Annotated in this window: 14 protein-coding genes and 1 riboswitch; of the genes, 5 read left to right on the top strand and 9 right to left on the bottom strand. The window is 41.6% G+C overall.

The window, feature by feature from the left end; all coding sequences use genetic code 11:
• Positions 1-164: 164 nt before the first annotated feature.
• On the bottom strand, positions 165-3,521 hold the full coding sequence (dnaE, locus tag HRJ06_RS04470; protein WP_174729548.1) for a DNA polymerase III subunit alpha: 3,357 nt from the start codon (positions 3,519-3,521) through the stop codon (positions 165-167).
• Positions 3,522-3,683: 162 nt separating this feature from the next.
• Between dnaE and ytrH the strand changes: the two genes are divergently transcribed.
• Together ytrH and ytrI are read left to right on the top strand one after the other, a co-directional pair.
• Complete coding sequence (ytrH, locus tag HRJ06_RS04465; protein WP_174729545.1) at positions 3,684-4,013, top strand: sporulation membrane protein YtrH; 330 nt, start codon at positions 3,684-3,686, stop codon at positions 4,011-4,013.
• A gap of 3 nt (positions 4,014-4,016) precedes the next feature.
• The gene (ytrI, locus tag HRJ06_RS04460; RefSeq protein ID WP_174729542.1) at positions 4,017-4,517 is read left to right on the top strand and encodes a sporulation membrane protein YtrI; all 501 of its coding nucleotides are present in this window, start codon (positions 4,017-4,019) and stop codon (positions 4,515-4,517) included.
• A gap of 59 nt (positions 4,518-4,576) precedes the next feature.
• Here the strand turns inward: ytrI and HRJ06_RS04455 are convergent, their stop codons facing one another.
• Complete coding sequence (locus HRJ06_RS04455; protein ID WP_174729539.1) at positions 4,577-5,515, bottom strand: DHH family phosphoesterase; 939 nt, start codon at positions 5,513-5,515, stop codon at positions 4,577-4,579.
• A 111-nt stretch (positions 5,516-5,626) separates the two neighbouring features.
• On the opposite strand from HRJ06_RS04455, the gene HRJ06_RS04450 reads away from it, so the two are divergent.
• A complete protein-coding gene (locus HRJ06_RS04450; protein ID WP_174729536.1) occupies positions 5,627-5,935 on the top strand; it encodes a YtpI family protein in 309 nt (102 codons plus the stop codon).
• A 343-nt stretch (positions 5,936-6,278) separates the two neighbouring features.
• Here HRJ06_RS04450 and HRJ06_RS04445 read toward each other — a convergent pair whose 3' ends face one another.
• From HRJ06_RS04445 to HRJ06_RS04435, 3 genes are all read right to left on the bottom strand, one after another.
• Positions 6,279-7,604: a CBS domain-containing protein gene (locus HRJ06_RS04445; RefSeq protein ID WP_174729533.1), complete on the bottom strand. Its 1,326-nt coding sequence runs from the start codon at positions 7,602-7,604 to the stop codon at positions 6,279-6,281.
• A 113-nt stretch (positions 7,605-7,717) separates the two neighbouring features.
• Positions 7,718-7,960 (bottom strand): hypothetical protein, encoded by a 243-nt coding sequence (locus tag HRJ06_RS04440; RefSeq protein WP_174729530.1) that lies wholly within the window; start codon positions 7,958-7,960, stop codon positions 7,718-7,720.
• A gap of 93 nt (positions 7,961-8,053) precedes the next feature.
• On the bottom strand, positions 8,054-8,734 hold the full coding sequence (locus HRJ06_RS04435; RefSeq protein ID WP_174729527.1) for a metal-dependent hydrolase: 681 nt from the start codon (positions 8,732-8,734) through the stop codon (positions 8,054-8,056).
• A gap of 196 nt (positions 8,735-8,930) precedes the next feature.
• On the opposite strand from HRJ06_RS04435, the gene HRJ06_RS04430 reads away from it, so the two are divergent.
• Positions 8,931-10,025, top strand: a complete 1,095-nt coding sequence (locus tag HRJ06_RS04430; protein WP_174729524.1) for a M24 family metallopeptidase — start codon at positions 8,931-8,933, stop codon at positions 10,023-10,025.
• A 91-nt stretch (positions 10,026-10,116) separates the two neighbouring features.
• Here the strand turns inward: HRJ06_RS04430 and HRJ06_RS04425 are convergent, their stop codons facing one another.
• The 4 genes from HRJ06_RS04425 to HRJ06_RS04410 all read right to left on the bottom strand — a co-directional run bounded on the left by HRJ06_RS04425 (position 10,117) and on the right by HRJ06_RS04410 (position 13,016).
• Complete coding sequence (locus HRJ06_RS04425; RefSeq protein ID WP_174729521.1) at positions 10,117-10,746, bottom strand: queuosine precursor transporter; 630 nt, start codon at positions 10,744-10,746, stop codon at positions 10,117-10,119.
• Positions 10,747-10,762: 16 nt separating this feature from the next.
• Positions 10,763-11,260 (bottom strand): preQ(1) synthase, encoded by a 498-nt coding sequence (gene queF / locus HRJ06_RS04420; protein ID WP_174729518.1) that lies wholly within the window; start codon positions 11,258-11,260, stop codon positions 10,763-10,765.
• 102 nt (positions 11,261-11,362) lie between these two features.
• Positions 11,363-11,409, bottom strand: a riboswitch (PreQ1 riboswitch).
• Between the two features lie 113 nt (positions 11,410-11,522).
• The gene (gene ald, locus HRJ06_RS04415; RefSeq protein ID WP_174729515.1) at positions 11,523-12,647 is read right to left on the bottom strand and encodes an alanine dehydrogenase; all 1,125 of its coding nucleotides are present in this window, start codon (positions 12,645-12,647) and stop codon (positions 11,523-11,525) included.
• A gap of 201 nt (positions 12,648-12,848) precedes the next feature.
• Complete coding sequence (locus HRJ06_RS04410) at positions 12,849-13,016, bottom strand: hypothetical protein (RefSeq protein WP_174729512.1); 168 nt, start codon at positions 13,014-13,016, stop codon at positions 12,849-12,851.
• Positions 13,017-13,118: 102 nt separating this feature from the next.
• Between HRJ06_RS04410 and HRJ06_RS04405 the strand changes: the two genes are divergently transcribed.
• A complete protein-coding gene (locus HRJ06_RS04405; RefSeq protein ID WP_174729509.1) occupies positions 13,119-13,568 on the top strand; it encodes a universal stress protein in 450 nt (149 codons plus the stop codon).
• Positions 13,569-13,614 lie beyond the last annotated feature (46 nt).

Genomic DNA, 13,614 nt, shown 5'->3' with positions numbered 1-13,614 from the left:
ACTAATCCTCTCCTTAGGCTGGCCTCAGTGGGTTGGGCCGGGTTTGTTTTAGACTGGGAATACTGAGAACTGTGTTTTTATAATGAATTATATAGTTCAAAGAAAGTGGTCAGACCACGTGTATCTTTACAATATAACACAACCGCTCCTAGGCTTGTAAAGAGTTAATTTTTTAAAATAACATTCCTTTGCCCCATGAATTTATACAATTCCTCAAGACAGGCAGAAGTCGGATCTACCTTAAATTGATCGGGTAAGAGAACTTTTTTATCCGTGCCTTCATAATAAAGAATCACGGAAATGCTCCCGCTGTGCTGCTGCAGAAGCTCTTTTAGCCTGTTCAGTTCCCCTTGCCATCCAATTACAATCCGAATGTAAAGCAAAGGCTGTGTCCCTTCATTCGAATGCTTGATGGCTTCCATGATTGGATTTGCTGATTGAATAATAAACTGTGTTTTATCATCCCGTTCTTCATACTTACCTTCAAGGACTACAACCTCTCCCTGCTTAAGCACTGAGCTGAACTTTTTATAAACGGCTGGAAAGACCACAGCCTCAAGTTCCCCACTTTTATCACTGATCGTCAAAAAAGCCATCGTATCTCCCTTTTTAGTCCTTATTGTCTTTAACATAGTAATATAAGCGGCAACTTTCCCTTTTTGAATTCTACCAGCAGCAATAGGCTTAATTCCTAAAATATCAAAATACTGCTTATACACGGACACAGGGTGTTCTGATAAATAAAGCCCAAGCACGGTCTTTTCAAATGAAAGCTTATCTTCAATCCTCATGAGATCAACATTAACATATTTTGGTTTGAGTGAAAATTCTTCCTCTTCAAATAGGTCGAACTGGCCGCTGTTATCAGGAACAACAAGCTCTGCATGCTCTAGGGCAACATCAAGAGTAGCAAGCAGAATCGCCCGGTCCTCACCGAAGTCATCAAAACTTCCTGAATATACAAGTGCCTCAAGCGTTTTTCTGTTCACCGCTTTTGGAGAAACCCGAATACAAAAATCAAATAAATCCTTAAACCGCTTCTGCCTTCTCACCCTAAAAATCTCTTTTAGGGCATTCATGCCAACACCCTTTATTGCTGCTAAACTATAACGGATCCCTTCCTTTTCTGGCTGGAAGCTAAAATGACTCTTATTGATCGAAGGAGGGAGCAAAGAAATATTCATTTGCTGCAGTTCTCTGGCATGTTGGGCAATTTTTTGGTCACTCCCCATAGAAGATGTAAGCAGCTCCGCCATAAAGTGCAGAGGAAAATGAGCCTTCAGGTACGCCAGCTGATAGGCAATCATGCTATAGGCAACTGCATGACTTCGGTTAAATCCATAATTCGCAAATCGGACAATCAGATCATAGATTTCATTGGCAGTTTTCTCACTGTACCCTTTGTTTAGGGCTCCGCCGACAAAATGACTTCTTTCCTGATCAAGTACTTCCTTCTTTTTCTTTCCAACAGCCCGCCGCAAAAGATCTGCTTCACCAAGCGAAAAACCGGCCATTGTTGCTGCAATCTGCATGATCTGTTCCTGGTACACAATAACACCGTATGTGTTCTCCAATATCTCTTTCAAATCTTGATGAGGGTATTCCACTTCCTGCCTGCCATGCTTTCTGTCGATAAACAAAGGAATATTTTCCATTGGGCCTGGACGATAAAGAGCGTTTACAGCGACGATATCCTCAAACCTGGAGGGACTTAACTTAATTAAGACCTTTCTCATTCCTTCAGACTCAAGCTGGAATATACCCGTCGTATCCCCTTTGCCAAGCAATTCGAACGTTTTGGAGTCTTCCTCTGGAACCTGGTGAATATTAACCCTCTTACCGGTATTGCGGTAAATCCTCTCAAGAATAGCTTCAATCAAAGAAAGGTTCCTTAACCCAAGGAAGTCCATCTTCAACAAACCAACTTGCTCCAAATGTTCCATGGAATATTGGGTAAGGTATACTTTTTCTTGACCAGCCTGTACCGGTACCACGTGTACGAGCGGCTGCTCGCTGATTACAACCCCAGCTGCATGAGTGGAGGTGTGCCGTGGCAGCCCCTCGAGCTTAAGCGCTGTTTCGTACAACCTTCTGTTAAGTTCAGATTCTTTTATGAACGCTCGCAGCGCCTCCGATTCTCTATATGCTTCCTCAAGGGTGATTCCCAATCGAGAGGGAATCGTCCTTGACAGCCGGTCCAATTCCTTTGTGTTTAACCCAAAGGCTCTCCCTACATCCCTTGCTGCTGCCTTAGCAGCCATTGTTCCAAAGGTTACAATTTGCGCAACATGCTGCTCACCGTATTTCTCAGCAACATACTCAATCACTTCTTCTCTTCGGTGATCAGGAAAATCTATATCAATATCTGGCATAGATATTCTCTCTGGATTTAAAAAACGTTCAAAAAACAGCTCGTGTTTAATGGGATCAACGTCTGTTATATACAGAACATAAGCAACAATTGATCCTGCAGCCGACCCCCTGCCAGGTCCTGTTAATATTCCATTATCTCTGGCATATTTCATAAAATCCCATACGATTAAAAAGTAATCGCTAAACTTCATCCTTTTTATAATCGTTAATTCATATTGCAGACGATCACGGTGTTCCGCCAACGGGGTTTCATACCTGGATTCAAGCCCCGACATACACAGGCTGTCCAAAAGATCTTCCGAGGACATACCATTCTCAGAAGGATATTTTGGCAGATGCTGCGTTTCTAGGTCAAGAGTCACATTACAGCGCTCTGCGATTACCAGCGTATTTTCTAAAGCATCTGGATTGCTTGAAAACAGTTCAACCATTTCTGCAGGATCCTTAAGGTAATATTGGTCATTTTCCAGTCGCTCTCTGCCTTCATCCTGCATTTTATCACCATTTTTTACGGCTAGGAGACATTCGTGAGCGAAGGAATCTTCTCTATTTAGGTAGAATACTTGATTCGTTGGAACTGTATGTATTCCTAGCTCCTCTCCAATTTGGACTACATGTCGGTTCAAACCTGCTTCCAATTCCAATCCATGATCCTGTAAAGCAAGGTAAAAGTTATTAGGTCCAAACAATTGCAGATAGAGATTGGCTGCTTTACGTGCTTCATCGGTTTTTCCCTGTAAGAGAAGCTGCTCCACTTCTCCTTCCATACCTGCCGTAATAGCTATAAGCCCTTTTGCGTAATGCTTTAACCATTTCATCGGGAGCCCCTTAGGAGACTTAGTCATAACCGCAGAGGATATTTTCATTAGATTTTGAAATCCAGTATTGTTCTGGGCAAGCAAAATGAGAGGATAGGACTCCTCCCCTTCAGATTCACTTAATATATCAACTGTAAGCCCTAGAATTGGCTTTATAGAGTTTTTCAAACATTCATTGTAAAAAGCAACAGCTCCGTACATAACATTTCGATCTGTTAAAGCCAAGGCAGTAAAGCCCTTAGCCTTAGCATCCCTGACAAGCCGTTCCACTGGAGCTGTACTAGTAAGCAGGCTGTAAGCACTGTATACATGAAGGTGGTTAAATGACATTTTCTCTCACACCCTTAAAGGTTCTTCTCCATTTATTATAGAGCTAAAAATTTAAAAAAGAAAATATGTTCTCATTTTTGGCGGGAAGATTTAACATAATCGTCCTTGATTGTCCATATGATTAAAATAACCATTATTTTAACTAAAAGGCGGTTATGCAGTATGAATCAGCCCTTCTTTGCTCACCTGTTCGAAAGCTATTTTATTGCTCTAGGAGTCCTGCTTGGGGGCTCTATAATCGGAGGCCTTGCCGCTTTTTTAACTGGACAGCCACTTATGACAGAAATATTCCGTTTTTCTAATTCCATACGAATTTGGGCAATCATTGCTGCAATAGGCGGCACCTTTGATACAGTATACAGCTTTGAGCGAGGGCTGCTTGATGGGGAGACAAAAGACATCTTCAAGCAGTTTCTATTAATTTTATCAGCAATGGGCGGCGCTAAAACAGGCTCACTTCTTATTACGTGGCTCACTCAGGAGCATATTTAGCCGATGCGTATCCCACCGTACTATCGAAGCCAGTCTTGGCAAAGATTCTTTGCTGGCATGGCAGTCGGGGCAATTGTCAGCTGGTTTATTTTTCTATACATTCATGGAGTATGGATGGAAAGAAAGACGAAAGAAAACCGAGACCAGGAAGAGCAAATCGAGAAGCTTATAAAGGAGAAGGAAATATGGCAGGAGGACTTCAAGGCACTCAACAAGCAAAACGAAGAATTGTTAACGGTTCAAGAGATATCAGTTAAAATTGTTAACTCAGAGAGATATAAGCTAGATTCTTTAAGCGTGTTTGAAGTTGAACAGGACGTTAAGGACGATATCGATATGATGATGGCAAAGGACCTGGACACCGTGTTTAAAAGCAGGGACTTAGTAAAAAGAGCCATTGAAAATAAGATCGTTCGTATAAACCAAAAAAGATACCGTCTTGAGGTAAAGACTTTGTTTGTTTACACAAAGGTCTCGATCCAACTCGAAATTTATCTTGAATAAGAAAACCAAAACAGCCCAGGTCAATTCCTGGGCCGTTTTTACGAAATATAAATGACAGCTTAGTAGTGATTACAGGCCGTAACAAGGTCCTGCATTACTTGTTCAACCTCATCCCAAGAGTAAATCGATGCCCCGGCCGCAAGCGGATGTCCTCCCCCTTTGTATTTCTGCGCAATTTTGTTTATTATAGGACCTTTGGAACGGAGTCTCACACGAATTTGGTCGTCCTCTTCAATAAAATAAGCCCATGCTTTGATTCCCGCTACATCACCTAAATTACTAACTAACAGAGATGCTTCTGAAGGAACTACTGAGAAAGTTTGAAGGAGTTCTTGATTCATAATCATAAAGGCTGCTCCTCCAGGCAAGACTTCAAAATTTTGCAGAACATAGCCGTTAAGTTTCACCAAGTTGGGCGGCAACTCGTACATTTTGTCGTAAAGCTCTGTTCGTGAAAAATTAAAATGGATTAAATCACCTGCGTACATAAACGTTTTTTCGGTTGTGCTTGGATAAAGAAACCGGCCTGTATCTCCAACGATCCCAGCATAAAGGAGGCGGGCAGCTTCATCAGATATTTTGAGACCTTGCTCTTTTCCAAACAAATAGAATTCATAGATCATTTCGCTGACAGAACTTGCTGTCGTGTCAACCCAAATCAAGTCACCATATGGATCTTCATTTGGATGGTGGTCGATTTTCACAAGCAACTCTCCGAGAGTATACCGGCTGTCACATATTCGCTCCTTATTTGCAGTGTCGCATACAATTACGAGCGCCCCTTCGTAAGCATTATCCGGAATATGATCTAAACGACGCAAGAAATTAAGGGTTCGTTCTTCCTGCCCAACAGTGTAAATCGTCTTCTCAGGGTAGGAAGCTCTTAATATTTCCGCAAGGCCCCCCTGAGACCCATAGGCATCCGGATCCGGTCTAACATGGCGATGGATGATAATCTTTTCATATTTTTGGATCGCCTCTAAAATCTTTTGTTTCATAACAGACTCCTTTTTTCTTATTTGCAAAGAGTTATTTATGTTGAACTATGGCATTTCACTCAAATAACCGTTAAAATAGTAGATGATTTTTATATTTGGAGGAGTTGTAAAATGCCTGTTCTAGTTGTTTTAATCGTCATCTCATTCTCTTTATATGTATTTTATAAAATTAAGTACGTCCGAAGCAATCGGCCTATAGAAAAGGACTGGATCTCCTCTAAATCCAGAATAGCACTCGGGATGTTCGTAGGCTTATTTGGCCTAAATCAATTGTTCCTTTTCCAAACGACAGTTACCTATATCGTTGCAGCCGTATTTATAATTCTAGGCACGCTTAACGTCTGGACAGGCTTTAAATCTTACCAGCATTACCTTCCATATGCTGCAAAGGAAGCCGCAGATGCAAGAAACAATAATTAGCCATCAGGCCTTTTAGCAAGAAGCCGTTTCAATATGAAACGGCTTCTTTGTAATTTAATCTCTTTTACCACTAGGAACCCCTTCATCTCAGGTCCTCCCGCGCTTTTACAGTTACGCCTCCTAGCTTCTCGAGTCGCTTCGATCTAGCTGATGAAGTCAAAAAGCGACTTCATCTTCAGGCCCTCCAGCGCTTTTCGGAGCTGGACAAGGCGCTTCCGCTTTTATTTGTCCAGCTGCGCCTCCTAGAAACTCGGAAAACTTCTGCTCCTCCTTCAGCAGCATAAACCGCTGCTTTGTCGAAGCCTCCAGTTTTCTCGTTTCTGTACAGTCGGCTCCGCTTTTATTATTGCCGGTCTAATAGCTGGCACATCATCATTGCTTTACCGACTAAAGTGCCTTCGTTATAAGCCTCAACATCAACTTTCCCAAACTTTCTCCCTACTTCGAGAACTTTCGGATGTATTTCAATCGTACTATCAATTTGAACAGGCCTTATAAAGTATACTGTCATATTCTCAACAACCAAGTCGCCTTTTTTATAATTCCTCAAGACGCGGTTAGCCGCTTCTGCAACAATTGTAGTAAAAACACCATAAGATATTGTTCCGAGGTGATTTGTCATTTGTGGAGTCACATCACATTTGAAAATATCCTCTTCTTTCCCCTTTGTCTTCCCTCTTGAAAGAACAATTTGGCTAGTTACAATATCATCAATCGTTTCACCCATTTGCGGCTGCCTTTGAACCATTTGCAAGGCTTTTAGAACATCCTGTCTGCTGACGATTCCTTCAAGCTTATTGTTATCATCAACCACTGGGATAACCTCAATACCCTCCCACACCATCATATGTGCTGAAGAAGCTACACTTGTTTTGAGGCTGACTGTCATTGGATTTTTTGTCATCACCTTTTCAACTATCGTTTTTGGGTCATGTCCCATAATATCCTTTGAGGTCACCATTCCTTGCACCTTCATATTTTGGTCAACAACAGGAAAGCGGCTGTGCTGGGTTTCCTCTTTATAGCCATACCAAACCGAAACAGGGTCAGTTGTTTTCAAGAAGACTGTCTCTGGTATAGGAGTTAGAATGTCCTCAACCAATACAATTTCTTTTTTTATTAATTGATCGTATATGGCACGATTTATCATTGTTGCGACTGTGAATGTATCATAGCTAGTTGAGATGATGGGGAGCTGGAGCTCGTCCGCGAGCTTCTTAACAGATTCGTCTGTATCAAATCCCCCTGTAATCAAAACAGCTGCTTCTGCCTTTAGGGCTAGTTCATGAGCTTTGGTCCTGTTGCCGACTATCAGCAGATTTCCTGCCTCGGTATAACGCATCATAGCTTCAAGCTTCATTGCTCCAATTACAAACTTATTGAGTGTCTTATGCAGTCCTGCTTTTCCTCCCAGAACTTGTCCGTCCACTATATTAACGACCTCGGCAAACGTCAGCCTCTCGATATTCTCTTTCTTCTTCCTTTCAATCCTAATCGTTCCAACTCGTTCAATAGTGCTGACATACCCTTTGTTCTCTGCATCCTTAATCGCTCTGTATGCCGTTCCTTCACTGACAGTCAGCGCCTTGGCGATCTGCCGGACCGAAATTTTTTCACCTATCGGAAGCTCATCAATATATTGTAAGATTTGTTCATGCTTCGTAGCCAAGACCCTTCACCCTTTATAATCATATTCCGCTGCTAATCGTTCTTTCTTATTATAAGGTGAATAAGGTCTTGATTCAATTCGATATGTCTCAGTACCGGCAATAAAATGGATCTCTAATAAACACGGCTTCTGCTTTTAACTCCCTGAACAGTCTTTCGCGCGGGCTCTTTAGCTCTTTTATTTGCAGAATAGAGCAAAGCGGTTAGATTACCTGCGACCACACAAAGTGCTAAGCCAAGCCAAGCAATTGAAAATAAACCATCAAGGCCTGAGGCTGTAATAGAAAGTCTGGGGACCGCAAAATAGAGCATGAACGCACTCAACAGTAAACATAAAATATATCGGTTCTTTTTCATAATCTCCTCCAGATTTTAAGGCTTGTTTTATATCTATGCTCTCACGGAGGAAAAAATTAATTGCTTGCCGATAAATTAATGCTTAAGGCAGAATTATAGTTCAATAAATTCCCCTGCTTCAAGTACTTTACCGGTCTCAGGCTTTAACATATTAATGAATTTATGTGGATCCTGTTTAATAGGCGGAAAGGTGTTGAAATGCACAGGCACAACCTGTTTCGCTTGCAAAAACTCCGCTGCAAGAGCTGCATCCTCGGGACCCATTGTGAAATTATCACCAATTGGCAGAAACGCCAAATCAATCGGGTGTCGTTCCCCTATCAGTTTCATGTCAGAGAATAGCCCTGTGTCTCCCGCGTGGTAAACAGTCTTTCCTTCTGCTGTAAAAAGAATGCCAGCTGGCATACCCAAGTAAATAATCTCATTATTATCAGTAACTAAACCGGATCCATGAAATGCTTGAGTGAGCTTTACTTTTCCAAAATCAAATTCATATGCTCCACCAATATGCATGCCGTGGGTTTCAACTCCCTGCCAGCTTAAATATGTAGCTAATTCAAAATTGGCAACAACAAGTGCTCCATTTCTTTTAGCCAACTCTACCGTATCTCCGAGATGGTCGCTATGCCCATGTGTAAGTAAAATTACATCTGGTTTCACCTGGCTTGCATCAAGGTCTGTAAGCGGGTTTCCACTAATAAACGGATCAATTAATATCGTCTTCCCATTCGTTTCAATTTTGACCACTGAATGGCCGTGATAAAATACTTTCATCCTTCTGTCTCCCTTCATAATTAAAAATGATGTCTAGAAATACCAAGCTTTTGTGTCCTCTATATTACTTTCCACACAAAGGAACCTGCTTCCTGCTGTTATCCCCTTTTTACCCATTCTATAACTATTTTAAAAGTTTACTTTTTAGTCGCTTTTCTGCTAATCTCGAACTAAGTCATGTGAGGGGGAATTCAAAATGTCAGACCGTATAAGCCAGTTGTCGGACTGGATGAAGGAAAATAATGTAGATGTGTGTTTTATTACATCAAAGGAAAATGTATTTTATTTAAGCGGTTTTTACAGCGAGGCACATGAAAGGCTGCTGGGCATGGCCGTTTTTCAGGATATCGAACCATTTCTCATTTGTCCCGGGATGGACGCCGGTAACGCTAGAAAGTCTGGCTGGAGTCATGAAGTTGTTAGCCACAGTGATACTGACAATCCTTGGGAGCTCACAAAACAAGCAATAGGGAAGCGAGTTTCAAATGTCCGGACGATTTCCATTGAGAAAGAGCACATGAACGTTGAGCGATTTGAGGCTTTTACTCACTTATTCCCCAAAGCTGTTTTTCTATCAGCGGAAGAAAAGCTTCACCAGCTCCGTATGGTGAAGGATGTTAAGGAATTAGCCACCCTGCGCGAAGCCTGCCAGCTGGCCGACTACGCTATTGAAGTGGGAGCTGCCGAACTAAGCGAAGGCAAAACGGAAATGGATATACTCGCAGCGGTTGAGTATGAGTTAAAAAGGAAAGGTATCTCCGAGATGTCCTTTTCCACAATGGTATTAACCGGAAAAAACGCGGCAGCTCCCCACGGGACTCCTGGACTTACCAAAATCAGCCGCGGAGATCTTGTTTTATTTGACCTTGGGGTTGTGCTAGATGGCTATTGTTCAGATATAACACGGACCTTGGCATTTGGTGAAATTAATCAGCAGCAGCAAGAGATTTATGATGCTGTGCTGCGAGCACAACTTAAGTCTTTGTCTATTGTAAGGCCCGGAGTCACTTGTATGGAGCTTGATCAGACAGCGAGGAAGGAAATTGCAGCAGCTGGCTATGGAGATCATTTTCCCCATAGGCTAGGGCATGGATTAGGAATAAGTGTCCACGAATATCCTTCAATCACAGAAACCAACCCCTTAGAACTTAAAGAGGGAATGGTTTTTACTATTGAGCCGGGAATTTACGTCCCGGATGTAGCAGGAGTCAGAATTGAAGATGATGTCCTAGTGACAGCCAACGGATTTGAAACCTTAACAAAGTATCCAAAGGAACTGAAAATCATCTAAAAATGGACTACTAAAAAAAGTGGCACTAAGGGTGTAATCCAAATGCTGCCGCAGCTTGAAAAAGAAAGAGCAGCCTTCGCGGCTGCTCTTTTTACCCAGCTATGTTCAGCTGGGAACTTTTTTCCTTTTTGCACAGTTTAACTATAAAATAGACCAACGGCGTGTCTACCAGGGCTACAGCAACTTTAAAAACATACTGAGTTACAATTAGGCCAAGCAAGGCCGCAAAAGGCATTGTGCCATAAAACGCAATTAAGATGAACAGGCTTGTATCAGCTAGCTGGCTCAATGAAGTTGAAAGGTTATTTCTAAGCCATAGCTTTTTATCTCCATGCTTTTCTTTTAGTTTGTGAAACACAAAGACATCAAAGTTTTGGCTGATCATATATGATACCAGGCTTGCAATCGTAATACGAATGCTCCCGCTTAAAATAGACTCAAACTCGGGCTGCATGGTGAAAAATGATGCCTCCGGCAGCTGAATCGCTGCAAAGATAAAAATAACTGCAGCTATTTGTGTTAAAAGACCGGCTTTTACCGTCTGTCTAGCTGCATCCTTTCCATAAACTTCCCCAATAATATCGGTGATTGGATACGTAAAAACATAAACAATGACCGCTGCAGGAAGAACCCCCCACTCACCAAGGGAAAATAGCTTTACTGCCAGGATATTCGACAGAATTAATAATCCTGCAAATAAAGCATTCAAATATAAGAGCATGACTTATCTTCCTTTCCTAACGGTTATCCACTTTTTCAGGATACATATCATGATTCATAAGCCGATGCTCGGCCATTTGTTCATATTTTGTTCCTGGCTTTCCATAGTTGGTATAAGGATCGATTGAAATACCGCCCCTAGGAGTAAATTTTCCCCAAACCTCAATATATTTTGGATCCATTAGCTTAATTAAATCGTTCATAATAATGTTCATGCAGTCTTCATGGAAATCTCCATGATTCCTAAAGCTAAATAAATACAATTTTAATGACTTACTTTCTACCATTTTTACATCTGGTATATAACTGATATAGATAGTAGCAAAGTCAGGCTGGCCTGTGATCGGACAAAGGCTCGTAAACTCTGGGCAATTAAACTTAACAAAATAATCCCGATATGGGTGCTTATTATCAAATGACTCCAAAACCTCCGGAGCATAATCGAATGCATACTTTGTTCCTTGATTTCCTAGCAGCGTTAAATCCTGCATTTCTTCACTTTTTCTTCCTGCCATAAAAAAAACCTCCTTGTCTGACCGTAACGAGGAGGCATAGCAAAAAACAGCGGCTATGAAAATAAAAAGCCATATCCTCCTAGGATATGGCTGAATAAATTCAAATCCATAGTTTTTTATAGAGGGTGTTCGCTATGAACCTCTCCCGTAAACGGGGACGTTTAATATTTAATTATTTAATTAACAAAGGTAACTATAATAGAAAGACAGCCCATTCGTCAATGGAAAAAAATTGTGTCATTTATTTTTAAGCTTGTAAGTTTTAATTCATCCTCTTTAAAAGAGCTTCAGCATTAGTATATTGGAGGTTTTGAGCGTCGGCAACTGCCTTGTACGTCACAGTGCCATTCAGTGTATTAATTCCTTTTAATAATGCTTCATTATCAAGGCAAGCCTGTTTGTAGCCGTTATTTGCAATTTGCAAGGCAAACGGTACTGTTACATTAGTAAGCGCAATGGTGGAAGTCCGAGGTACGGCGCCTGGCATATTAGCAACTGCGTAATGCACTACGCCATACATTTCGTAAGTCGGTTTATCGTGGGTCGTAATCCGGCCAGTTGTCTCAAATAACCCTCCCTGGTCAATCGCAATATCAACGATTACTGAACCTCTTTTCATTGACTTAACCATCTCAGCTGTCACAAGCCTTGGTGCCTTTGCCCCGGGAATTAAAACGGCTCCAATCACAAGATCTGACTGCTTTACCGCATCAGCAATATTATACGGATTTGATATCAATGTTGTAACATCATTGCCAAAAATATCATCAAGCTGCCGTAGACGTTCAGGGTTCAGATCAATAATTGTTACTCTAGCTCCCAATCCGATCGCCATTTTTGCTGCATTCGTTCCTGCTATACCCCCGCCAATAATTGTAACCCGTCCCCTCTGCACTCCCGGTACACCCGAAAGCAGGATGCCCATCCCTCCATGTACTTTCTCTAAAAACTGGGCTCCTATTTGAGCAGACATTCTTCCGGCTACTTCACTCATAGGAGTTAATAATGGAAGTGATCCATTAGAAAGCTGTACAGTCTCGTAAGCAATTCCAATAACTTTATGATCTAATAAAGATTTTGTTAGCTGCGGATCCGCGGCTAGATGCAAATATGTAAACAATATTAATCCTTCACGGAAATATTGATACTCTGAGGGGAGAGGCTCTTTTACTTTCATGACCATTTCATTGGACCAAGCTTCTTTAGCAGACGGAACAATTGCAGCGCCGGCCTTTCTATAGTCTTCGTCAGTAAATCCCGACCCAGCTCCTGCATTCGTTTCAATAAATACATCATGGCCCGAAGAAATAAGGGTTACTACCCCTGAAGGCGTTATCGCTACTCTATTCTCATTATTCTTTAATTCGACAGGCACACCAATACGCATGATCACCGCCCCCCCATATTAGCAATGTTGACCGTTCTTCTATACCACCATAGTATGTTTTTAAAAACACTTTTGTACCCATCTTTCTCATTTAACAATAGTAAAGCAACCAGGTGTTGAGTTAGTAGCGGTGAGGGAAACCACTAGCCACTGTACTTAGAATTAATCCATAAAAAAAATCGGGCTTGATCAGCCCGATTATCAGTGTAAGCTCTCCTCGGTGTCATCTGTTATGCCAAGCTTCATTTTATGTTCTGCTGGGTCTAGCACACCACTGTTATAAGAATCCATTATCTGTCTGCTAACCTGCCCTGCTCCCTGCTCATCGTAAATTAAAGAAGACTGTCCTTTTGGTCCTTCGTTTTTCATCTTTTTTGCCCCCCTTCTCTTTAGTCCTTCTTTAGTGTTCATTAGATTGTCAAGGATATACGTTAGCAAATATTGTATAATTAAATAAAGGAGGAGAGTACTATGGGACTGATGTACAAAAACATTTTAGTTGCCGTGGATGGTTCTAAGGAAGCTGCTTGGGCTTTTAAAAAGGCAATTGAAATTGCCAAGCGAAACTCTGCGAGGATTGTCCTGACCCACATTGTTGATCTCCGAACATTTGCTACCGTTGAGGCCTACGACCGAACCATCGCAGAACGGGCGGAACGCTTTGCTACTCAGCTTATGGAAAGCTATAAGCATGATGCAATCGAGCAAGGAGTCGAAAATGTTACCTATGAAATCGACTACGGTTCCCCAAGAGTGAAGATTGCAAAAGAGGTTGCTAGAAAATACCAAGCTGATTTAATCATTTGCGGTGCAACAGGGATGAATGCTGTAGAGCGTTTGATTATTGGGAGTGTTTCCGAACATATAACCCGCTATGCAGCTTGTGATGTTCTAATCGTTCGAACTCCAAAAGACATATAACTCTCTGACTAACAAACAAAAAAGAAGCACGCAGCCATCCCAGGCT

This window comes from Mesobacillus harenae (assembly GCF_013343715.1).
Taxonomy (GTDB): Bacteria; Bacillota; Bacilli; order Bacillales; family Cytobacillaceae; genus Mesobacillus_A; species Mesobacillus_A harenae.
The sequence above is the reverse complement of the archived record's forward strand: the minus strand, read 5'-3'. Positions and strand labels throughout refer to the sequence as shown.

What these genes read in the sequence shown, in the direction of transcription:
- dnaE (WP_174729548.1), bottom strand. Translation starts at nt 3,521, where the DNA reads ATGTCATTTAACCACCTTCATGTATACAGTGCTTACAGCCTGCTTACT.
- ytrH (WP_174729545.1), top strand. Translation starts at nt 3,684, where the DNA reads ATGAATCAGCCCTTCTTTGCTCACCTGTTCGAAAGCTATTTTATTGCT.
- ytrI (WP_174729542.1), top strand. Translation starts at nt 4,017, where the DNA reads ATGCGTATCCCACCGTACTATCGAAGCCAGTCTTGGCAAAGATTCTTT.
- HRJ06_RS04455 (WP_174729539.1), bottom strand. Translation starts at nt 5,515, where the DNA reads ATGAAACAAAAGATTTTAGAGGCGATCCAAAAATATGAAAAGATTATC.
- HRJ06_RS04450 (WP_174729536.1), top strand. Translation starts at nt 5,627, where the DNA reads ATGCCTGTTCTAGTTGTTTTAATCGTCATCTCATTCTCTTTATATGTA.
- HRJ06_RS04440 (WP_174729530.1), bottom strand. Translation starts at nt 7,960, where the DNA reads ATGAAAAAGAACCGATATATTTTATGTTTACTGTTGAGTGCGTTCATG.
- HRJ06_RS04435 (WP_174729527.1), bottom strand. Translation starts at nt 8,734, where the DNA reads ATGAAAGTATTTTATCACGGCCATTCAGTGGTCAAAATTGAAACGAAT.
- HRJ06_RS04430 (WP_174729524.1), top strand. Translation starts at nt 8,931, where the DNA reads ATGTCAGACCGTATAAGCCAGTTGTCGGACTGGATGAAGGAAAATAAT.
- HRJ06_RS04425 (WP_174729521.1), bottom strand. Translation starts at nt 10,746, where the DNA reads ATGCTCTTATATTTGAATGCTTTATTTGCAGGATTATTAATTCTGTCG.
- queF (WP_174729518.1), bottom strand. Translation starts at nt 11,260, where the DNA reads ATGGCAGGAAGAAAAAGTGAAGAAATGCAGGATTTAACGCTGCTAGGA.
- ald (WP_174729515.1), bottom strand. Translation starts at nt 12,647, where the DNA reads ATGCGTATTGGTGTGCCTGTCGAATTAAAGAATAATGAGAATAGAGTA.
- HRJ06_RS04410 (WP_174729512.1), bottom strand. Translation starts at nt 13,016, where the DNA reads ATGAAAAACGAAGGACCAAAAGGACAGTCTTCTTTAATTTACGATGAG.
- HRJ06_RS04405 (WP_174729509.1), top strand. Translation starts at nt 13,119, where the DNA reads ATGGGACTGATGTACAAAAACATTTTAGTTGCCGTGGATGGTTCTAAG.